The sequence below is a fragment of the Stenotrophomonas sp. PI_27 genome, assembly GCF_027854495.1.
Taxonomy (GTDB): domain Bacteria; phylum Pseudomonadota; class Gammaproteobacteria; order Xanthomonadales; family Xanthomonadaceae; genus Stenotrophomonas; species Stenotrophomonas pavanii.
This window is the reverse complement of the sequence record NZ_JAJNOF010000002.1, coordinates 329,646-353,078: the sequence shown is the minus strand read 5'-3', so window position 1 is coordinate 353,078 and position 23,433 is coordinate 329,646. Positions and strand designations below refer to the sequence as shown.

The 23,433-nt window shown below is 68.5% G+C and carries 10 protein-coding genes; all 10 read left to right on the top strand.

Annotated features, from left to right (window positions below):
- The first annotated feature begins 59 nt into the window (after positions 1-59).
- The 10 genes from LRM18_RS03825 (at position 60) to LRM18_RS03780 (ending at position 23,094) form a co-directional block, all read left to right on the top strand.
- A complete protein-coding gene (locus tag LRM18_RS03825; protein ID WP_270951314.1) occupies positions 60-644 on the top strand; it encodes a hypothetical protein in 585 nt (194 codons plus the stop codon).
- Positions 645-701: 57 nt separating this feature from the next.
- Positions 702-1,139: a type II secretion system major pseudopilin GspG gene (gspG, locus tag LRM18_RS03820; protein ID WP_049466480.1), complete on the top strand. Its 438-nt coding sequence runs from the start codon at positions 702-704 to the stop codon at positions 1,137-1,139.
- Between the two features lie 54 nt (positions 1,140-1,193).
- Positions 1,194-2,054 carry a type II secretion system minor pseudopilin GspK gene (gene gspK, locus LRM18_RS03815; protein ID WP_154331490.1) on the top strand — a complete coding sequence of 287 codons (861 nt, stop codon included), beginning with the start codon at positions 1,194-1,196 and terminating at the stop codon, positions 2,052-2,054.
- On the top strand, positions 2,051-3,214 hold the full coding sequence (gene gspL / locus LRM18_RS03810; protein ID WP_270951310.1) for a type II secretion system protein GspL: 1,164 nt from the start codon (positions 2,051-2,053) through the stop codon (positions 3,212-3,214). Before gspK ends, gspL begins: the two co-directional genes overlap by 4 nt.
- Entirely contained in the window at positions 3,211-3,738 is a 528-nt protein-coding gene (gene gspM / locus LRM18_RS03805) for a type II secretion system protein GspM (protein WP_057493305.1), read from the top strand. The genes gspL and gspM overlap by 4 nt, the downstream gene beginning before the upstream one ends.
- Positions 3,735-6,116: a type II secretion system secretin GspD gene (gspD, locus tag LRM18_RS03800; RefSeq protein ID WP_270951307.1), complete on the top strand. Its 2,382-nt coding sequence runs from the start codon at positions 3,735-3,737 to the stop codon at positions 6,114-6,116. Before gspM ends, gspD begins: the two co-directional genes overlap by 4 nt.
- The gene (gene gspE, locus LRM18_RS03795) at positions 6,113-7,546 is read left to right on the top strand and encodes a type II secretion system ATPase GspE (RefSeq protein ID WP_270951305.1); all 1,434 of its coding nucleotides are present in this window, start codon (positions 6,113-6,115) and stop codon (positions 7,544-7,546) included. Before gspD ends, gspE begins: the two co-directional genes overlap by 4 nt.
- A gap of 7 nt (positions 7,547-7,553) precedes the next feature.
- The gene (gene gspF, locus LRM18_RS03790) at positions 7,554-8,753 is read left to right on the top strand and encodes a type II secretion system inner membrane protein GspF (protein WP_270951303.1); all 1,200 of its coding nucleotides are present in this window, start codon (positions 7,554-7,556) and stop codon (positions 8,751-8,753) included.
- Positions 8,754-9,304: 551 nt separating this feature from the next.
- Positions 9,305-10,495, top strand: a complete 1,191-nt coding sequence (locus tag LRM18_RS03785) for a substrate-binding domain-containing protein (protein WP_057493307.1) — start codon at positions 9,305-9,307, stop codon at positions 10,493-10,495.
- A 203-nt stretch (positions 10,496-10,698) separates the two neighbouring features.
- Positions 10,699-23,094: a filamentous haemagglutinin family protein gene (locus tag LRM18_RS03780; protein ID WP_270951300.1), complete on the top strand. Its 12,396-nt coding sequence runs from the start codon at positions 10,699-10,701 to the stop codon at positions 23,092-23,094.
- Positions 23,095-23,433: the final 339 nt, after the last annotated feature.

Genomic DNA, 23,433 nt, shown 5'->3' with positions numbered 1-23,433 from the left:
TCGCTGACGTCTTCTCCAGAGTACGACGCACCATGCGTCGCGGAGCACGGGCGACGCAGATGGCAGACAGCCGCAGGATCAGCATGCTGGAGCTGGATCGCCACCTGAGCCGGTCACTGGAGCAGGCGCGGCATGCACCGGTGAACGTGCAACGTTACGGCCACTCCTGGGTCTGGCTGCTCTCCAGTGATGCCTGGGCGGACGCAGCGCGCTGGGCGGCACTGGACGGCAGTGCACATCCGCTGGTGGCACTGCGAGGCGCGCTCGATCCAGTGCTACGGCCGTGGCCCGAAGCGGCCATGCATGTATTGCCGCTCGACGCGGGGGATGCGCGGCTGCTGCAACGTGCGGCCCTGCTGGTGGTCGTGCGCGATCTGAACAGTACCCAGCGCGTCTACGACGATCTGCGCTATCACCAGGCCTACCGGGCCTTCATCGGCCTCGACCACGGAACGGCGTGGTCACCCATGCAGTGCGCGCGCCTGCTGCAGGCGTGCGCACATCCAGTGCTGCGCGATTGCCTGGATGACCTGCTGGCCAGGATGCCGCCGCAGCTGCTCGAGGCGGCCTGTGTACCGTCTGCACGCATTCTGTCCGCGCAGGTGCACGCGCAGCGAATCGGCGGTGGATGTTTATCGTACTGACACATGCACCGCTGACCATGGTGCAGCGGTCTCTTCCAGGATGACGAGGGCGGAACAATGGCAACGCAGGTTCGTGGTCGCAGGGCTCGGCAGCAGGGCTTCAGCCTGATCGAGATCATGGTGGTGGTGGTGATCATCGGCATTCTCGCCGCACTGATCGTGCCGCGGTTGATGGACCGGCCGGACCAGGCACGGGTGGTCGCGGCGCGCCAGGACATTGCGGCGTTGATGCAGGCGCTGAAGCTGTTCAAGCTGGACAACGGCCGGTATCCCAGTGCCGAACAGGGCCTACAGGCGCTGGTGAAGCCACCGCAGGGCAGCGGCGCGCTGCCGGTAACACCGTACCTGGACCGGTTGCCGAATGACCCGTGGGGCCATCCGTACCAGTACCAGGTTCCCGGCAGCCATGGTGACGTCGATGTGTTCTCGCTGGGTGCGGACAGCAAGCCCGGCGGTGAAGCCGGAAACGCGGACATCGGCTCCTGGCAGCTGTGAGGCGCGACCATGGCACAGCTGATGTACTCACCGTCGTGCACGCGCCAGCGCGGCATGGCCGTGATCGTCGCCCTGCTGGTGGTGGCACTGGTGGCGGTGATCGCCACCGCGCTGCTGACCCGGCAGTCGGCGCAGCTGCGGGCGCTGCGTGCCGAGCAGTTGCGCGCCCAGGTACGCATGGCGGTCGACGCCACGCTGGAGCGTGCGGCGCAGCAGCTGCGTGAGGATGTAAAGGAACAGCTGACCACGGTGCGCAGCGGGCGCTGGGCGCGCCCATTGGCGCTGCAGGCGCCGTTGCCGGTGCAGCTGCAGCTGGTCGATGCGCAGTCGATGTTCAACCTGCGCAATCTCCTTGCGCATGGCAGGCCGGACCCCGAGGCGCGGCGCGCGTTCATCGCGTTGTGTGCCGGGCAAGGGCTGGGCCAGGGCGCGTGCGCGTCCGCCGCGGACCACATCCAGGTGCGCCTGCGCGATGGCGACATGCAGGCGCAGGCACCGCTGCCGCGCGAGTCACTGATCGAACAGGCGCTGCCGGGTGCCGATCCGGTGGCGCTGCAGGCGCTGGCGCGGCGCACCGTGGTGTTGCCGTCGCAGACCCTGGTCAATGCCAACACCAGCGACCTGAGCGTTCTGCAGGCGGTGACGCCAGCGGTGGAACCGGCACGACTGCAGGCGCTGCTCGGCGAGCGCGACGCTGGCCATTGGCTGCTCAATCGCGGCGACATCGCCAACCGGCTGCAACTGAGCAACGAACAGATGGCGGTGCTTCCCCTGGGGATCCATAGCGAGTGGTTCCTGGCCGTCGGCCAGGTGCAGGCGGACGGCAGCGCGGTGGATTTCCGCGCGCTGCTCTGGCGCGAGTACCGCGACGACGGGGCGCGTGTACAACGGGTGTGGACGAGGATCGGCGCATGACCGCGCGGCTTCGGGTGCGCCTGCCGGCGCTGGCGGGGCTGCGCGCCGACAGCACGGTGGACTGGGTGCAGCTGCACAAGGGCTCGGTGCTGGCCCACGGCAGCGACACGCTGGCGGCGCTGGGCCTGCGGCATCCGCAGGCCACGGTGCATGCCTGCCTTGATCCGAACGACCTGATCCTGCTGGAACTGCAGCTGCCGCCGCTGTCCGGGCGCCGCCTGCAGTCGGCGCTGCAGGGTGAGGTGGAGGCGATGCTGCTGGATGACCTGCAGGAGGTCACGCTGGCCCACGGTGCGCAGGCAGCGGATGGCACGGTTGCGGTGGCCTGGCTCGGCCAGCAGGCGATCGTGCAACTTCAACAGCTGCTGGCGTCGTGCGCACTTCAACTGCAGGCACTGTATCCAACGCCCCTGCTGCTGCCCTGGCAGCCCGGCCAGGCCACGCTGCAGGTCAGCGGCGCGCACCTGCTGGTGCGCAACGGGCGCGATCGGGGATTCGTCCAATGGCATGGCGGGCGTGACGCGTGTGCAGTGATGCAGGCGCTGGCCGGGCGTCTGCAACAGGCGGGGGTGCAGGCCGTGCAATGGATCGGCAGCGTGCCGCCGGCGTGGCCGGACGACCTGCCGGCCAGCGCGGTCGCGCCTGCGCAACAGGCCTGCGGGCCCTTGCCGGGGTGGTCATTGCCGTTGCCCGGCGCGAGCCGCCAGTCGCCGCGACTGGCCATCGGGCTGGCATTGGCAGCCGTACTGCTGGCCGCGCTGGGATTGCAGTTGCAGGTCGCGCGTTGGCGAAGCGAGGGTGAAGCGCTGCAGCAGGACATGGCACGGCAGTTCAGCGCACGCTTTCCGGAGATCACCACGGTGGTGGACCCGGTGGTGCAGGCAAGGCGCGTACTTGCGCTGCCACCGCCGGCGCCGCCATTGCCACCGCTGCAGCGCCAGGTGGCCGCCACGCTGCAGGCCGTTCCGGAGCTGGCCGGGCAGGTGCGCAGCCTGCACTACCAGCCGGGGCAGCTGAAGATGGAGCTGGATGCCGACGCCCGGGCATTGGCCGACGATCCACAGCGGTTTGAGCACTGGCAGCATGCGGTGCAGGCGCAGGGCCTGCAGGTGGCGCGCGAAGTCGATGGACGCCTGCGGGTGAGCGGAGCGGGGCTGTGACAACCCGAACGCTGCGCCGGGGTGAGGGATGGGCGCGCCTGCAGCAGCGCTGGCAGCGCCTGCCACCGCGCGACCGGCGGATGCTGTGGGTGATGGTGGTGGCGCTGCTGGTGGCGGGCCTGTGGTCGTTGTGGCTGGAGCCCCTGCTGAAGCAGCGCACACACTGGCAGGCTGAACTGCCGCGGCTGCAGGCGCAGTCCCGCGCACTGGCGCCGCTGCTGCGCGCCCGTGAGCGCCAGCAGCAGGCCCAGCGCCAGCACCCGACACTGGCCGGGCTGCGCGATGCAATCAGGACCGCCGGCCTGGCCGACGGCCTGCATATCGAAGCGCGCGACGGGCGCTGGCACCTGCAGGTGCAGGCGGTGCCCGCCGATGCGCTCTGGAACTGGCTGCTGCCGCTGCTGGCCGACCCGGCCATCGAGCTGCAGCAACTGCAATTGACACGCACGGGGGATGCGAACATGCCGGCCGCACGGATTTCCGGACACATCGTGATGGTGGCCACTGCGGGTGCCCATCCATGAGGGCGATGCGCAGCCTTGCCTGCACTACCGCATTGGCCCTGATCGTGGGCATGGCGCACGCGCCGGCACCGGTGCAGGCACGGGACAGCCAAGATGAGCCGGTGCAGTTGAACCTGGTGGACACGGATATCGGTGGCGTGCTGCGCATGGCGGCACGCTTCACCGGCCGCCAGTTCCTGGTCGATCCGCGGGTGACCGGCAAGATGACGGTGGTGTCCGATGGCCCGGTCAGCCGTACCCAGGCCTACCAGTTGCTGCTGGGCGCGCTGCGCATGCGGGGTTTCGCGGTGGTCGAGAACGGCGGCGTCAGCCGGGTGGTGCCGCAGGCCGATGCCAAGCTGCTGGGAGGACGTGTCGGCACGGGCGGTGCCGGCGGTGAGGTGACCACCCGCACCTTCGCGCTGCGCTACGAGAACGCGGCTGCGCTGGTGGCGGTGCTGCGGCCGATGATCAGCCCGGACAATCCGATCACCGCCAATCCCGGCAACAACACCCTGGTGATCACCGATTACGCCGACAACCTGGAGCGCATCGCGCAGGTGATCGCCAGCGTCGATACACCGGCCGGCATGGACACCGACGTGGTGAAGCTGCAACAGGGCATTGCCGTTGATGTCGCGGCGATGGTCGCGCCGCTGCTGGATGCACAGGGCGCCGAGCCCAGCCAGAAGGTGGTGGTGATGGCCGACCCGCGCAGCAACAGCGTGCTGCTGCGTTCCAGCAGCCCCGGTCGCACCCGCCTGGCGCGGCAGCTGGTGGAGAAGCTGGACCGGTCCCAGGATGAGTCCGGCAATCTGCATGTGGTCTACCTGCGCAACGCCCAGGCCAACCAGCTGGCCGGTGTGCTGCGTGGCGTGGTGGCCGGGCAGAGCGATGCACCGGCAATGGGCAGCACGGAAGGCATCACGCCACTGCCGGGTGAGGCCAACCGCTCCACGCCCACGCAGCCGTCGCAACCGCAGCAGGCCAAGACCGGAGGCAATGCGCTGGAATCGCAGCGGCTGGACCCGAGCCGCCGCGACCCGATCGATGCGGGAAGCACCGGCTTCAGCCAGAACGGCATCTCGGTACAGGCGGACGTGGCCACCAACACGCTGCTGATCTCTGCGCCGGAACCGGTGTACCGCAATCTGCGGCGGGTGATCGACCAGCTGGACCAGCGCCGTGCGCAGGTGCTGGTGGAAAGCCTGATCGTGGAGGTCAACCAGACCGATGCGGCCGAGCTGGGCGTGCAATGGATGCTGGGCAATGGCCGTACCTTCGGTGGCACGCACTTCGGTGGCGCCAGCGGCGGCAGCGGGCTGAGCAGCACCGCGCGCACCACGCTGGACGTGCTGCCCAGGGATGGCCTGAAGATCGGCGTGATCGACGGTACCCTTAACCTGCCCGGTGTCGGCCAGATCCTCAACATGAAAGCGTTGGCCAACGCGCTGCAGAGCAAGGGCGGGGCCAACATCCTGTCCACGCCGAACCTGATGACGCTGGACAACGAAGCGGCCAGCATCATGGTTGGCCAGACCGTGCCGTTCGTCAGCGGCCGTTACGTGACCGACGGTGGCGGCGGCAGCAACAACCCGTTCCAGACCATCGTGCGCGAGGACGTGGGCCTGAAGCTGCGGGTACGGCCGCAGATTTCCGAGGGCGGCACGGTGAAGCTGGACATCTACCAGGAAGTCAGCAGCATCGACGCGCAGAGTGCCAACAGTGCCGCCGGCATCATCACCAACAAGCGCGCACTGGATACCAGCGTGCTGCTGGACGATGGCCAGATCATGGTGCTGGGGGGGCTGCTGGAGGACAACGTCAGCCACGGCCGCGACGCGGTGCCGGGCCTGGGCAAGCTTCCGGTGCTGGGCGCACTGTTCCGCAGTGATACGCGCAAGCGCAGCAAGACCAACCTGATGGTGTTCCTGCGCCCGCATGTGGTGCGCGACCCCGCCGCCGGCCAGCGCCTGACCCGCGACCGCTACGACTATATGCGCAATGCGCAGGCCGGTGCGCAGCCGGTGCAGAGCTGGGCGTTGCCGGCGCTGTCGGCGCCGCAGCTGCCGCCGCAGGACCTGTCCGTGCTCGGACAGGGCAATGCGCGCGATGGCCAGGGCCAGCCGTTGCAGAACACCAGCCTGGCGGCGTTGTATCCGGCCGGCGACGGCGATGCGCAGCTGGTGCAGTTCGCGCAGGGGCTGGACCCGGTGCGCGCCAGCCAGGGGGTGGCGCAGGTGCGGGCACTGGGCCTGCAGGCCTACGCTGAAGCGACGCCGGGCGAGGGCGGGCAGCGCCTGCGCGTGCGATTGCCGCGCGATCCGGCGACGCTGGACCCGGCATTGCAGCAGCTGCGCGGGCTTGGCTACACGCCGGAACTGGTGATCGGGCCGTGAGCGCCGCCGCGCCGCTGCCGTACGCCTGGGTGCGCAGCCATGGGGTGATGCTGTCCGAGGCGGGCGGCGAGCCGGTGCTGCTTGGCACCGCCGACACCGCGCCGTGGGCCGTAGCCGAACTGCGCCGCCGGCATGGACCGCTGCCGTTCCAGGTACTGGAGGCCACCGCCTGGCAACAGCGGCTGGGCGAGCAGTACCGGGACGGCGGCGATGCCGCTGCGGTGGTGGGTGCCGCCGAAAGCGAGGTCGATCTGGACCGGCTGATGCAGGACATGCCGGAGGTCACCGATCTGCTGGATGCACAGGACGATGCGCCGGTGATCCGCATGATCAACGCGCTGCTGGCACAGGCTGCACGCGATGGCGCCAGCGACCTGCACATCGAGCCGTTCGAGACCCATTCGGTGGTGCGCTACCGGGTGGACGGCACGCTGCGCGACATGGTGCATCCGCGGCGCGCCCTGCATGCGGCGCTGGTATCACGCATCAAGATCATGGCGCACCTGGACATCGCCGAGAAACGCCTGCCGCAGGACGGGCGCATTGCGATCCGCGTGGGCGGGCGGCCGCTGGATATCCGCGTTTCAACGGTGCCAACCGGGCATGGCGAACGCGCCGTGCTGCGATTGCTGGAAAAGGATGCCGGCCGCCTGCAGCTGCAGCGCCTGGGCATGGCCGATGACACCCTGGCCACGTTCACCGGATTGATCCGGCAGCCGCATGGCATCGTACTGGTCACCGGGCCGACCGGCAGCGGCAAGACCACCTCGCTGTACGCTGCGCTGGGCCAGCTCGACAGCAGCACCAGCAATATCCTGACGGTGGAAGACCCGGTGGAGTACGACTTCGCCGGCATCGGCCAGATCCAGGTCAACACCCGCATCGGCATGAGCTTCGGCACCGCGCTGCGCGCGATCCTGCGCCAGGATCCGGACACCATCATGATCGGCGAGATCCGCGATCTGGAAACCGCGCAGATCGCCGTGCAGTCGTCATTGACAGGCCATGGCGTGCTGGCCTCGCTGCACACCAACGATGCCATTTCGGCGGTGACCCGCCTGGCCGACATGGGCGTGGAGCCGTTCCTGCTGGCCTCGTCGCTGCGCGGCGTGCTGGCGCAGCGGTTGGTGCGGCGGCTGTGCACGCAGTGCCGGCGCGCCGAGCTGGATGGCGAGGGCCGCAGCGTATGGCGCGCGGTGGGTTGCGCGGCCTGCGCCAACAGCGGCTACCGTGGGCGTACGGGCATCCACGAGCTGTTCGTGGTCGACGACCGGGTGCGCGCATTGATCCATGAAGGACAGGGCGAGCCCGCGCTGCGCGAGGCCGCACGGCGTGCGGGCATGCGTACCCTGCGGCAGGACGGCCAACGCTGGGTCGACAGCGGGGTGACCACGCTGGAAGAGATCCTGCGCGTCACCGGCGACGATTGAGGCCTGCATGGCACTGTTCGACTACCAGGCTGCCAACGCGCAGGGCCGCATCGAGAAGGGCCAGTTGGATGCCGACAGCCCGCGCGGTGCTCGCCAGCTGCTGCGTGGACGCGGGTTGACGCCGGTACAGGTCCGCGCGGCGCGCACTGCCGGTGGTGGCTGGGGCGCTCGCCGGCTGTCTGCCAGCGAGCTGGCCTGGGCCACGCGCCAGCTGGCCAGCCTGTTGGCGGCCAGCCTGCCGCTGGAAGGCGCATTGAGTGCGGTGATCGAGCAGGCCGAGCGCCCGCACGTCGCGCAGGCGCTCACCGCCGTCCGTGCAGATGTTCGGGCCGGCCAGCGCCTGACCGTGGCGCTGGCCGCGCGGCCACGCGATTTTCCGCCGATCTATCGGGCGCTGGTTGGCGCTGGCGAAGACTCCGGCGATCTGGCGCGGGTGATGGAGCGCCTGGCCGACTACATCGAAGAACGCAATGCGCTGCAGGCCAAGGTACTGACCGCGTTCATCTATCCAGCGGCGATCAGCCTGGTATCGGTGGCGATCGTGATCTTCCTGCTCAGCTACGTGGTGCCGCAGGTGGTGACCGCGTTCGTGCAGGCACGGCAGACGCTGCCGATGCTCACACAGGTGATGCTGGCCGCCAGCGCGTTCGTGCGCAGCTGGGGCGTGTGGGTGGGGCTGGGCATCGCTGCGCTGGTGGTGGCCTGGCGGTTGGCCCTGCGCCGGCCCGAGCTGCGCCTGCGCTGGGACGCGATGCTGCTGCGGCTGCCGATGGCCGGGCGTTTCGTGCTGGGTGTGAACAGTGCGCGCTTTGCCTCGACGCTGGCCATCCTGCTGGATGCCGGCGTGCCGCTGCTGCGCGCGTTGGAAGCTGCCCGGCAGACACTGGGCAATGCGTTGCTGGCGCGTTGTGCCGATGACGTGTCCGCGCGCGTACGCGAAGGCGCTGCGCTGGGTGCTGCGTTGAAGGTACAGAAGGTGTATCCGCCGATCCTGGTGCATCTGGTGGCCAGTGGCGAGAAGACCGGTTCGCTGGCGCCGCTACTGGATCGCGCCGCGCAGACGATCTCGCGCGAGATCGAGCGCCGTGCGATGGCGCTGACCGCGTTGCTGGAACCCACCATGATCCTGGTGATGGGCGGCGTGGTGCTGACGATCGTGCTGGCCGTGCTGATGCCGATCATGGAAATGAACCAGTTGGTGCAGTGATGCGCAACGCGCATCACGGGTAGAGTCGACTGTCAGTCGACCAGCGCGGCGACCGAGTGCATTCAGACCGTTGCTGCGTGTGAAAAGCAGTCGACTAACAGTCGACTCTACCCAGTCGATCCCATCAGGTCGATCCCATCAGGTCGAATCCATCAGGTCGATCCCATCAGGTCGAATCCATCAGGTCGATCCCATCAGGTCGAATCCATCAGGTCGATCCCATCAGGTCGAATCCATCAGGTCGATCCCATCAGGTCGATCCCATCAGGTCGATTCCATCCAGTCGATTCCATCCAGTCGATTCCATCCAGTCGATTCCATCCAGTCGATCGGGCGGCGTCGTTGGAATGTGGCAATGGGCCGATTCTCCACACAATCCTCCACACCTTTTCCTGATCTTCCACAGGTTTCTTAAGCGGCTTGTCATCGGCGCGGACCAGCATGGCCACGTCGCCGCAGAGCGGGCTGGGAGGCCCTCGGCGGCAGCAGGCGTGTAGTGACCGTTCCTCCCTCGGTGTTTCCCTTCGCAGTAAACCCTTCAGGAGAAGATCATGAACAAGTACAAGACTCTGGCCGCGCTGGTTGCCACCGCGCTGCTCGCCACTGCTGGCGCCGCCTCGGCCCAGACCGCCGTGACCGGCGGCGGCGCGTCGCTGCCGGCCGACCTCTACAAGGGCGCGGCCGACAGCATCCTGCCGGCCAACTTCAGCTACGCCGTGACCGGTTCGGGCACGGGCAAGAAGGCCTTCCTCGAAAACAATGCCTCGCTGTTCTCCACCACCGGCACCGTGCACTTCGCCGGTAGCGATTCGGTGCTGAGCAGCACCGAGCTGAGCACCTACAACAGCACCTACAACGTGTCCGGCGACACCAACCGCTATGGCGCACTGGTGCAGATCCCGTCGGTCGCCACCTCGGTCACCGTTCCGTTCAACAAGGCCGGTTCGGCGATCGACCTGTCGGTCACCCAGATCTGCGGCATCTTCTCGGGCAAGATCACCAACTGGTCGAGCATCGACAGCGCCCGCAGCGGCACCATCCAGGTGGTCTACCGTGGCGAAAGCAGCGGCACCAGCGAACTGCTGGCCCGTTTCCTGACCGCCGCGTGCCAGCCGGCCGACGTCTCCGGCACCACCCTGAAGCTGACCAACGGCGTGCCGGCGTTCTCGGTGCAGTCGACCTTCGCCAACCTGTTCACCACCGTGCCTTCGAACTTCATCGCCGCCCCGGCCACCGGCGGTACCGCGCTGTACAACGCGGTCTACGCTGCCGACGGCCGCATCGGCTATGTCGGTCCGGACGTGATCCCGAGCCTGACCGATGCCACCAAGGTCGCCAAGGTCAAGGGCTTCTCGCCGGACGAAGTGAGCGTGCAGGCGACCCTGGAAACGGCGGCGCCGCCGACCGGCGCTGCTGCCGAGAACCCCGCCAACTGGGTGCCGGTGTTCGGCAATCCGAGCGCGGGCTATCCGATCGCGGGTTACACGAACTTCGTGTTCGGCCAGTGCTACAAGAACGCCACCGTCGGCGCCAACGTGCGCGGCTTCCTGACCCGCCACTACGGCAGCACCGTGGTCAACGGTGTCGAGCAGGGCCCGAACGACGCCGCCATCCGCGCGCACAAGTTCATCCCGCTGACCAAGGCCTGGCGTGACGCCGTCCGCGCCCGCTTCGCCACCGCCACCAACGCCGGTGCGGTGAACAATCCGAGCACCTGCTCGGGCATCGGCCGTCCGCTGTAACGGCGTTCGCTTCGGCGATCGTCTGGAACATGAAGGGCGCCGGCAGCAATGCCGGCGCTTTCTGCGTTTTCGCCCCGCACGGTGGCAAGCGGGGTGTCGCCTTCACGCCACTACCACCGTCTATCAGGTGCAGGGCGTGCGTCACGCAGGCCCATCCGTACTCGCCGCCGCTGACGCGGCCCATCAGGTTGACGAGGTCCCCGATGTCGCACCCGCATTCGCCCCACGCCCGCCCTCCTGCTGCCCTGTGGCGCAGCCACCCGATGGCCTGGGCCGTTGCCGTGGCCCTGGGCACGGTGGTGGCACCGGCCAGCCAGGCCCAGCAGGCATTCAGCCCGGGCTGGTTCGCCGAGCGCGGCGCGGCGCAGGGCGCGGCGGCGCAGAGCGGGCGCATGCCCAACGGCGTGCCGGTCCAGTTCCAGTTGCCCGCGCAGCAGCAGGATGCGGCGCGGCAGAAGCTGCAGCAGTCGATCGACAACCTGGGCACGGCCGCACAGGCGATCGCCCTGCAGCAGCGCCTGCAGGAACAGGCGCGGCAGGGGCGACGTGATGCGGGCGTGGTGGTGGCCGACGGCCTCGGCAAGGACGGCCTGAAGGTCGACGAGAATCCGTTGACCCGCGGCTGGATCAACGCCCGCGAGGCCATCCAGTCGCAGGCTGCCGACGGGCGGCTGCAGGTCAGCATCGAGCAGACTGCGGACCAGGCGATCCTGAACTGGGAGAGCTTCAACATCGGTGGCAACACCACGCTGAACTTCCTGCAGAACCCCGACTGGGCGGTACTGAACCGCGTCAATGATCCGCAGGCGCGGCCCAGCCAGATCCTGGGCCAGCTGAAGGCCAATGGCACCGTGTTCGTGGCCAACCGCAACGGCGTGGTGTTCGGCAACAACAGCCAGGTCAACGTCCGCAACCTTGTTGCGGCAGCAGCGCGGATCAGTGACGCGCAGTTCCGTGAGCACGGCCTGTACAGTGCCGACGCGAACACCTCGGCGCTGACCGATGCCGTGGGCAAGGTCATGGTCGAACGCGGTGCACGCATCGCCACCCATGAACCGACCACGGCCACCCGTGGCGGTGGCTATGTGCTGCTGGCGGGCCACAGCGTGGAGAACGCAGGCCAGATCGAAACCCGCAAGGGACAGGCGCAGCTGGCGGCCGGTGACAGTTTCGTGATCCGTCGCGGCGTGGGCACCGCGCAGAACACCGCGTCCACCACCCGCGGCAATGAGATCGCCCCACGCTTCGCCAGCGACAGCACGGCCGGCCACGTGCGCAACAGCGGCCTGATCCAGGCGCGCGAAGGCGACGTCACGCTGGCCGGCCGCACCGTCGAACAGGCCGGCGTGGCGGTAGCCACCACGACGTTGAACCAGCGTGGCACCGTGCATCTGCTGAACTCGGCATCCGACAGCAAGGGCAGCGTGACCCTGCAGGCCGGGTCTGCCACGGCGGTGCTGATCGAAGACGATGGCAAGGCCACCGCGCTGGATACCCAGCGCGATGCGCTCGTCAAGGAATCCGCCGAGCAGGACAGGCTTCGCGGGTCCAGCAACAGCGGCACCTTCGACAACCTCTCGCGCCTGCAGGACCGTCGCGATCAGTCGCGCATCGAGATCGTCTCCGGCGGCGACGTGAATTTCCAGGCGGGCTCGCTGGCGGTGGCGACCGGTGGCCAGGTCGTTTCCGATGCAGCCCGGCGCAGCTACCTGGACGACGGGGCGCGGGTGGACGTCTCCGGTGCAGTAGGCGTGCAGGTGGCGATGGAAAGCAACAACGTCAAGGTGAAGGTGCAGGGCAATGAACTGCGCGATTCGCCGGACAACCGTGACAGTGGCAAGCTGATCAGCAGCGAAGTGTGGATCGACCGCCGCCAGCTGACCGAGGTCGCTGCCGGCACCGGCGGCTATGACCGCACGCGCTGGTACGCCGGCGGCGGCCTGCTTGAGGTGGGCGGTTACCTGGACAACCAGGGGCATTCAATCGGTGAGTGGGCGGCGCTGGGCGGCACCGTGCAGCTGGCCGGCCAAGAAGTGGTCAGCCATGCCGGGTCCCGCATCAATCTGGCCGGTGGCAGCCTGGACGTACAGTCGGGCGTGGTCCAGCAGAGCTGGCTGCGTGGGCGCGACGGGCAGCTGTACCGGCTTGATGATGCACCGGCCGAAATGCTGTACGACGGTCTGTACCAGGGCTACGAAGTGAAGCAGGAACGATGGGGGGTGACCGAATCGTTCCGCAATCCGCTGGTGGCACCCGGCCAGCGTTTCGACAATGGCTATACCGTCGGTCGTGATGCGGGCCGGCTGCGGGTCTCTTCACCCACCGTGGTGCTGCAGGGGCAGGTGGAGACAGGCACCTTCCAGGGTCAGTTGCAGACATCACGGCCGGACCCGGAACAGGAGGGGTACTCGCAGTCGCAGACGGCAGTGGCGCGCAACGCACAACTCTGGCTCGGCCGCTTCGACAGCACGGGTCGCAACGGGGTGTTCGACTCGCAGGTGCGCATCGGCGGGATCCCGGCCGATCCCACGCCATGGTCGCTGCAGGCGCCGATCGGGGCGACAAGGCGCAACACCGTGTGGCTGGACAGCGACGTACTCAGCGGACAGCGCTGGGGACGCCTGGATCTGGCCTCGGCCGGGCACATCGCGCTGGACGGAACGCTCACGCTGCAGGAGGGCGGGCAGCTTGCGCTCACCGGCAGCCAGGTCAGTTTCGGCGGCAGCGTGCAGATCGCCGGTGGCCAGGTGGAGGCGGGCAACCTGCTTCCGGTACTCGGCCGGCCGACGGCGCTGCTCTCCGGCGATCGCGCGGGCGTAGAGGTTGCTGCCGGTGCCCGCATCAATCTTGCCGGCGGCTGGAGCAACGCACTGCTGTCCACCGATGCACTGGCAACGAAGGCGTGGATCGATGGCGGACAGGTGCGCTTCGTTGGCAGTCATGACATCACCCTGGGCGATGGCGCCCTTCTCTCGGTGGATGCCGGTGGTGCGATCGGTACCGATGGCAAGGGACGCGTCGGAAAGGGCGGTAGTGTCAGCCTGCAGGCGGCCAGTACCGATGTCGCCACGGACGGCAGCGGCCGGCTGCGCATGGGGAATGGCGTGAACATCACTGCGCTCGGCAATGGCAGCGGTGCCTTGACCCTGGCAACGGGCGGCAAGCTGGCCATCGGCGATTCCACCGCGGCCGCAGAGGATCTGCTGAGGTTGCAGGCCCCGCTGTTCACGAGTGGGTTTGCCCGCTATGACATTGCCAGCCATGCCGGGTTGACGGTTGAAGAGGGCACCCTGCTGCACGTGGAACGGCCGGGCGTTCGCCTGGCAGCTGGCGCACAGAATGTGCTGGCGCGGGAGCAGGCGCTGGAGGCCTGGACCCAGCCGCTGTACACGGCCGATCCTGGCAATGGGCGCGTAACCCAACGCGGTGGCGCCAGCCTGGTGCTGCGCGCGGGACATCTGTTGTCTGCGGCCGACCTGCGCGTCGGCACCGGGGCCGGGGTCAGGGTTGATCCCGGCCAGACGATCGAGCTGTTCGGTTCGGGTGACGTGACCGTGGCCGGCCACCTGCAGGCAGCGGGCGGGCGCATCCGCCTCGACGAGGCATTCGACCCGACCGGTGTGCGCGGCGATCAACGCCGCGAGCGCCGCTGGACGATCGCCGAGGGTGCGCTGCTGGATGTCAGTGGCGATGCGGTTTCCATGGGCGATGCGCGGCAGATGCTGCGCGGCCAGGTGCGCAAGGGCGGAACCATCGAGATTGGTGGTGCACTGGACTGGGAAGACCAGGACAACGTCCGCCACCTGCCACCGGATACCTTTGTGGTCATCGAGCGCGGAGCGCGGCTGCAGGCTTCCGGTGCCTCGGCGTGGCTTGATGTCGAAGGCAGCGGCCGTACCCGGGTGGACAGTGATGGCGGCAGCATCGTGCTGCGTGCAGCCAATGCGCTGTACCTCCAGGGGGCGCTCGACGCATCGGCGGGCGGTGATGGCGCACGGGGTGGCACGCTGGGGGTTGCGTTCGGCGGCGGCACCTATGGTGCGACGGCCAGGAACAAGGAGGTGCTGGCACCGCGGGCGATCTCGCTCACCCAGGACACACCGGCGGGCGAGGCTCTGCCCGAGCGCCTGGCGTACGGCCATGCCACGCTCTCCGTCGAGCAGATCAAGGCCGGTGGCTTCGATCATCTTTCGCTGTTCGGCGATATCCGGGCACAGGGCGATGTCACTCTGCGCATGGACCAGAGCCTGCGCATCCATGGCCTGAACGAACGCGCCCTGGGCGTTGCGGAGGGCAACCAGGAGGGCAGTCGCCTGCTGCTGAACGCACCTTACGTGCGTCTTGCGCAGGGGCGCTGGTGGCAGCCGGCCGGGGAAGGCACGCTGCGGCCGGTGGAGGCGTCGCTCGATGCAGCGAAGCAGCATCGGTTCGACGTGACCGCAGACCTGATCGACCTGCGCGATGTCACCTGGTTGGCGAGCTTCGACCATGTCAACCTGCAGAGCAGCGGCGACATCCGAATGCTGGCTCCGATGGCCAGCAGTCTGCAGGAATCCAGGTTCGCCGCACCGGGATCGATCGATATCAGTGCCGCTCGCCTGTATCCCGCCGCGCGGGCGCAGGGGCGCATCGTGGCCGGCGTGCCTGAGGCCGGACCTTCGGGACTGCCGGGCTGGGCCAACCCAGAGGCGGTACTGCGCATCCACGGTGTCGGTGGTGGCGCGCAACCGACACCGGACTCGGCGTTCGGCAGCCTGGCGCTGACGGCCGCCACGGTAGTGCAGGGCGGCAACGTGCAGGCGCCGTGGGGCCGGGTGCAGCTGGGTGGTACTGAGTTCAACTCCAGTCGCGCTGCGCGCGTCGGGCTGCTTGCGGGCAGCGTGACCTCCGTCAGTGGCGCCGGCCTGACGCTGCCGTTCGGCGGCACCGTGGATGGTGTGGCGTGGCGCCGCGACGGTGCCGATTTCGATGTTCAGGGCCCCGGATCGGTCAACATTCCGATGGGCGTGGACATCGTGGCCAGTGCGTTCAACGGCGCCGCCGGCAGCGTCGTGGATGTGTCCGGAGGCGGCGAACTGTCCGGCGCCGCGTTCGTAGCCGGGCGGGGTGGCTCGGTCGACATCCTGCGGCATGCGCTGGCGGATGCGAACCCGCGCTACGGCTTCAGCCGTGCCGGCAATGCGGTCTATGCGATCGTGCCGGGGCGGACGGACATGCAGGCGCCGCTGGCGACCGCTGACGGCAGCGCCGACCCCCGGGTCGGCCAGCAGATCGTCATCCCCGGCGGAGTGCCGGGTCTGCCCGCCGGAACCTACACGCTGCTGCCCGCCAACTACGCCCTGCAGAAGGGGGCATTCCGCGTTGAGATCGGTGCCGAGAATGCGCGTGGCAACACGCAGCCGGTGGCCACAAGCACGGGTTCCTGGCGTGTCAGCGGGCACCAGGCGCAAGGCCTGGGCGGGGCAGTGTCGCCACTGCTCACCGATCTGGTGCTGACCCCGGCCGAAGCGGTGCGCCGCCATGCCAGCTACAACGAAACGTCCTACAGCACGTTCGTGGAGGGCGTGGCCGAACGACGAGGCGAAGCGTTGCGCTGGCGACCGACCGATGCCGCGGCTCTCAGCCTGACATTCGGCGAAGGCGCGGGCCGTACCGGCGCGCCGGCAGTGACGTTCCACGGCCTGTCCCGCTTCAATGCGGGCAGCAATGACGGACGCGGCGGCACGCTTTCGGTCAACCTGCATGCGTCGAACGACGCGATGCTGGAAATCGTCACGGAGGGCAGCGCTGCAGCGAGCGGGCGCGGGGCTACCGTTTTCGACAGTGCGCTCAACGCATTCCGCCCGTCGACGTTGCTGATCGGCGGCGCGCTGCGGCGTGATGCGACCACCTACTCGGTGGAAGGCACGGCACAGCATGTTGTGTTGCGCAACGGTGTCAGCCTTTCGGCGCAGGAAGTCCTGTTGTCGGCTGCATTCGGGGGCAACGGCATCCTGGTGGAGCAGGGCGCTTCGATCAACACCCTGCCCCAGGCCGATCCTTCGCGCGTGGCGCAACCCACTGCACCCTACCTGGTTTCAGGCGGTCTGCTGGCCGTGTCCAATCAGCGCCTCACGGCGCTCAGTACCCAGGGGGGAAGCGCGGCCGGTCCGGTGGCGATCGACATCGGGGGTTGCGGATCGAACTGCAGCGGGCAGACCCGGCTGCTGTCGGCGGGCAGCATCAATGTGGTCACCGACGGCGCTCTGAGCATTGGCGACGCGGTGAGCTACGGCACGCGCCAGCTCGGGTTGGGCATGTCGGCGCTCAATCTCGGCAGCGCCGAGGCCATTGCGGCGGCAGCGGCAGCCGGCGGTCTTCCGGCGGGCATGACGATGAATCAGGAGGTCCTGCAGCGATTGCTGCGCGGAAACACCGCCACCGGCGCGCCGGCGCTCGAGTCCCTCAGCCTGACTGCGCGCGATGCCATCAATGTGTTCGGCAGCGTGGACCTGGATACGCGTGACGGTGCGACCGGCCGCAGCAGTCTGCGCAGCCTGGTGCTGGGCGCGCCAGCCATTCACGGTTACGGCACCGCGACCGATCGTGCGCGCATTTTCGCCGACACGCTGGTGTGGGACGGTACGCTGGCCGGCACCCCATTGCCCGGCGGTGAACAGACTCAGCCGGCCGGCGAGGCGATGGTGGGTCGGCTTGGCCAAGGGCAGCTGGAAATCACTACGCGGGTGCTGGAGCTGGGGCGAGCGCCCTTCACCCGGCCCAGTTCGTCGGTGGCCGCTGACCGCCAGGTGCTTGGCTTCGCCGGCGTTACGCTGGCAGCGTCGGATCGCATGGTGTTCTCCGGCAAGGGCAGCCTGGATGTCTTCCAGCGGCAGGGCGACTACGTGGCAGGTAGTGGCTGGCAGTTCAGCGGCGGCGCGCTGGATATCGTCACCCCGCTTCTGACCGGCAGCGCGGGTGCGCAGCTGGCCATCCGCAATGGCGGAACGGTGCAGTTGCGTGGCGCCGCGGCGACCGCGGGCAGCGATGCATTGGGTGCGGAGCTGTCCATCACAGCCGAACGCGTGGTGATCGACAGCCGGGTGGCGCTGGCGTCCGGTCGGTTCGAGGCCAATGCCCGCCAGGGCATGGCGCTTGGCAGCCATGCGGTGCTGGACATGGCGGGGCGCAAGATCAGCCTGTTCGACGTGGACAAGTACAGCTGGGGCGGTGACGTCGCGCTGTCGAGCCATGAAGGTGACATTGTTGCCGACGCGGCGTCGCGCATTGATCTTTCCGCCCGCAACAACCGCGGTGGCCGCTTGACGGTGTCTGCGCTGGGCCCACAGGGCGGCCGTGTAGATCTGGCAGGTACGTTGCTTGGCGGAGCCAGCGGCCGCTACGACGCCGGTGGCACTGAAGTGCCCTACGACGGCGGCGAGCTGGTAGTGCGTGCACGCCAGTTGCAGGACTTCTCCGGCCTGAACACCCGGCTTACTGCCGGTGGCATTACTGGTGGCCGGACGTTCCAGTTGAGCGAAGGCGACCTTGTCATCGGCGATGAAGTGAAGGCACGCCACGTGGACATCAGCGTCGATGGCGGCAGCCTGCAGGTGAACGGCCGCATCGATGCCAGTGGTGAGCAGGTCGGCAGCATCCGTCTTTCCGCCCGCGATCTGCTGCGCGTAGACGGGGCGCTGGATGCGCATGGCAGCGCCTTACGCGTCGATAGTTACGGCAAGATCATCGACAGCCCGAACCGGGCGATGATCGAACTGACTTCGGCCAACGGCAAACTGCAGCTGGGCGCGTCGTCTTCGATGGACCTGCGCGCCGGCACATCGGTGGCCGCAGGTAACGGCCCGGGCCAGAACGATGGCCGCGCACGCGGCAGCGTCAAGCTCAACGTGCCACGCGTGGGCAGCAACGACGCCGCGATCGACGTGGCCAGCGGACTCCGCATCGCCGGTGCCGGCGACCTGCAGGTCAACGCCTTCCGCAGCTATGATTCGGCGCCGCTGGCCAGTGCTGCGGATGTGCATGGCCATCGTCCGCAGGTGATCAACCAGCAGTGGCTGGATACGGTGGTGGACCCGGACAACCGCCAATGGATGAACGCTGCGCTGGCCAATGCAGGACTGCAGCAGCGCACTGCCGCCCTGGGCAGCTACCGCCTTCGCCCCGGCGTGCAGATCGTGGCGCGGACCAGCAGCGACAACCCGCGTGGCGATCTGGTCGTGGCCGGCGATATCGATCTGTCCGGGTACCGCTACGGACCGCAGTCGAACCGGACCGATCCAGCGCGGCGCGGGTTCGGTGAGTCGGCCGCGCTGGTGTTGCGTGCCGAGGGTGACATCAACGTCTACGGCAGCATCAACGACGGCTTCGCGCCGCCGCCCGCCAATCCCGATGAGGACGGCTGGGTGCTGCTGGAAGGGCGCAGTAGCGGTACGCCCAACACTGCGTTCGGTGGTGACCTGATCGTGCCGGGCGAGGGTGTGCAGTTGCAGCGCGGCACCGAGTTCCGCGCCGGTGCCACGCTGAACTATGCACTTCCCTTCGACGCCGTGACCCTGCCGGCCGGAACTGTGCTGCCGGCAGAAATGCGGCTGTCGGGACCGCTGCTGCTGCCGGCCGGCACCGTGCTGGGCGCAGCAGTGACGAGGGCGGGTGGCGAGGTGGTCGCGGCTGGCACCGTGCTGGCCCAGGCATTGTCGTTGCAGGCGGGTGCGCGCCTGGGCGCCGGCTTCCGTCTGCGCACACCGGCGCCGGTGGCCGCACAGGTGTGGCCGGCCGGCGTCGCGCTGCCGATGGCGATGAAGCTGTCGGGCGCGCTGGACCTGCATGCCGGTGCGATCATCCCGTCGATGACCAAGGTGGAACTGGCCGGCGATGCGCCGGTGAAGCTGCGAACGGCCGACGCCAGCGGGCGCCAGGGACGCAACTGGGCGCTGGCGGCGATGCTGCCCGAAGGCACCACCTCCTGGGACCTGTCCGCGGTGGCCGGTGCGGATACGGCGGCCGCCGATCCGCGGACCCGCCGTTGGGGTAGCGACGGCAGCATCGTGCTGGCCGACAGCCACTACAGCACCATCGGGACAGTGACCACGACCACGGAATGGAAGGGCGATCGGATCGTCAATCTGGAAGGTTCACTGTACTGGTGGGGCGACGAGAGCCTGGCGGGCAAGTCACCTGCAGAGGTCGCCGAGATCTTCGGGGTTACCGAGGCAGAGATCTGCGATGCAGGTCCGTTCTGCGGCGCCGCGCCGCGCCTGGTGGACAAGGAAGGCTCGCTGGCATGGTGGGGCGATGAATCCTGGGTCGGCCGCCCGGCTACGGAACTGGGCGCCGAGATGGGCATGTCGGAGGAAGAGATCTGCGCGGCAATGGGCTACTGCTACGGCGGCGGCACGCTGACCGAAGTCACGACCTATGGCAAGCGGCTGGGCGCTCCCGCCTGGAGCGTGCTGCGCACCGGTAAGGGAGACCTGACGCTGCTGGCCGCGCAGGACGTGCGCATGAAGTCCGGATTCGGTGTGTACACCGCAGGTGCGCCGACGGCGCTGGGTGATGGCCGCGATGCGCAGTTCAACACGGCGCGTTCGGCTGCACCCTGGCAGACCGCGCTGTTGGGCAAGAACCAGGTGTCGGGCAACTATGATGCGGCGCTCGCCGGTTACCGTGCGTGGTATCCCGACCATGGCGGCGATGTCAGGGTTGAAGCCGGGCGCGACATCATCGGCGACGCCTGGACCGCCCGGTCCGAATCGGGTACGGCGCAGCGTGACCAGGCCGGGCATTCAAGCGCGGCGGTGGGCGGTTGGTTGTGGCGGCAGGGTTCGGGCACCACCGAAGGCGTGCAGGCGACACCGACGAGCTGGTGGATCAACTTCGGCACGTACAGCACCGTGGGCGCCGAAGCGGACGCAGCGCCGCGCATGGTCGGCTTCACCGGCTTCGGCACGCTGGGAGGCGGCAACCTGTCACTGGAAGCGGGCCGGCACGCGGGCGTGCTGGACCCGATGGGCAATGCCCTGGGCCTGCTGACCGCGCCTCACTCCAGCGCGATTGTTGCTGCGGTCGGGTCGACCGGGCGCGTCAGCAACGGTGAGCTGCATCTGACCGGTGGCGGCGACCTGACGCTGCGCAGTGGCGGTGCGTTGAACCCGGGCCTGCGCGCCAGCGCGCAGCAGCCCGAAGGGTTCCTGCAGGATCTGGATCTCAATGGCGCGGTGACCAACCTGCGCGGCAGCACCCTGCTGCAGGCGGCACGCATCGGTGGCCTCAGCGCGATACAGAGCAGCTACGGAACGCTGGGCCTGAAGGATCCGTTCGTGGCCGACGCGCCGGTGGCGATGGCCGGGCCCGTGCTCATCCTGGGGGATTCCACTGCCCGGCTGCAGGCCCGTGGTGACATTGTTCTCGGTGGCGCCGCAGATGCTGGGCGTGTACCGACGGCCAACTACAACGACGTGGTTCTGGGCGATGGCCAGCATGCAGCTGGCACGACGTGGTTCTCGCTCTGGACCCGAGGCACGGCACTGGACCTGTTCTCGGCAGGCGGAAATCTCGCACCCAGCCTGGCCGGCAGCCTGCATGCAACCGGTAGCAACATGTTCGCTGAGGGCATCGCGCTGCGCGAGCAATCCGTTCCCGCCAGCATCAATTACTGGCTGTATCCGTCCAGGTTCAGCGCGGTGGCTGCGAGTGGTGACATCATCAGCGCCTCGCTTCGAGGCCTCGGACCGGGGGCGACCACGGGCGATGTGATCCTGCTCGCGCCTTCGGCCAGCGGTCGACTCGATGTTCTGGCCGGGGGTTCGATCCATGCCGCGACCAATGCCACCGGCATTGCACGTTCCGGTAGCGACGCCCGCCTGCCTGGCCCGCTTGATCCTGCATTCATGGCCCAGCAGGGCGTCAGCCGGACCCGGGTCAGCCACAATCTATCGAACGATGGGGTGCAGGGGCCAGACCCGGCGGCGATGCTGCCATTGTTCGCGTTCGGTCCCAGTACCCCGACCACCGGTGCGCTGACGTCCCGGCCCACATCACCGAGCCGCTTCTATGCCGTGGCCGGTGACATCATCGGGTTGGGCAGTGGTGATCGCCGGCAGTTGGAGAAGAACACCGGTACCGCGAACCGGACATTGTTTGACTGGTATGAAGCGGGATCGGCAGTGCAACTGCGCGCTGGGCGTGACGTGATCAATGCGAACGTCACCGCGCTCAACACCAGCGGTACCGACATCAGTGGGATCGAAGCGGGACGGGACATCATCCGCAGCAACCTGACGGTGGCTGGCCCCGGCAACGTCGAGGTGAGTGCAGGCCGGCAGCTGCGCCAGGAAGAGGCGGGCAACCTCGTCAGCCTTGGCGGTATCGTGCAGGGTGATACGCGGCCAGGCGCAAGCATTGCGGTGACCGCAGGCAACCAGCACATTGATTTCGACGCACTGCGCGCACGCTATCTGGATCCGGCCAGGCTCGCCGACCCGGCGCAGTCGCTGGCTTCGCAGCCCGGCAAGGCGGTGAAGATCTACGACAAGGAACTGAAGCAGTGGCTGCAGCAGCGCTTCGGCCTGGCCGCCGACGGCGCCGAGGCACTGGCGGCGTTCGACCGGTTGCCGAAGGAGCAGCAGCGGATCTTCCTGCGCCAGGTCTACTACGCCGAGCTGCGCGAAGGCGGCCGCGAGTACACCGATCGGAATGGGCCACGCGTTGGTTCTTACCTGCGCGGCCGCGAGGCCATCGCCACGCTGATGCCGGACAAGGATGCAGCAGGTGCGACGATCCAGCGCACCGGCGACATCCTGATGTATGGCGGCTCCGGCGTGCGTACCGAAGCCGGCGGCAACATCGAGCTGATGGCACCGGGTGGACAGATCGTGGTGGGGGTACAGGGCGTGGTGCCACCGGCCAGTGCCGGGCTGGTGACGCAGGGGCAGGGGGACATCCGGCTGTTCAGCCAGGACAGCGTGCTGCTGGGCCTGTCGCGGGTGATGACCACGTTCGGCGGTGACATCCTGGCCTGGTCGGAACAGGGTGACATCAATGCCGGTCGCGGTTCGCAGACCACCTTGTTGTACACGCCGCCGCGCCGCGTCTATGACGGCTGGGGCAATGTGATCCTGTCGCCGCAGGCCCCGGCCAGTGGTGCAGGCATCGCCACGCTGAACCCCATTGCCGAAGTGCGGCCGGGCGACGTCGACCTGATCGCGCCGCTGGGCACCATCGATGCGGGCGAGGCCGGCATCCGCGTCTCGGGCAATATCAACCTGGCCGCGTTGCAGGTGCTGAACGCGGCCAACATCCAGGTGCAGGGCGAGAGCAAGGGCCTGCCGGTGCTGGCATCGGTCAACGTCAATGCGCTGGCCTCGGCCAGTGCGGCGGCCAACAGCGCCAGCCAGGCCGCGCAGGATGTGATGCGCAAGAGCCAGGACGATGCACGGCGCAACCAGCCGTCGGTGATCAGCGTGCAGATTCTCGGCTTCGGCAGCGGCACCAGCAGCATCAACCCGCCGGCGCGTGGCGCCACCGCCAACGACGGCTACGACGCCGACAGCGCGTTCCAGTTCCCGCAGGCAAGTCGCGACGAGGGCACGCAGCGCCGCTAGGCACCGCACGATCCTGGCAGGTGCCGACCTGGGTCGGCACACAATGCTGCCGAACGTGGCCGGTAGTAGATCCACGCCATGCGTGGATGCAGTTGACCTGCAGGAACAGACAGCATCGGGCCAGCCGCCAAGGAACGGCAGCGGCCCCAGCCAGGACGGCACGGAGGGCAGGGAGCGGCCATCAGCGGTGAGGACCACCGATACGGTGCCGCCGGGTGCAGGAGCGCGCCCGACGGCGGGCTCGGCAGTAGATCCACGCCATGCGTGGATGGCTGGGCCAGCATCAGTGCCGACCAAGGTCGGCCCCACCAGAGCGGGCGTGGTAGATCCACGCCATGC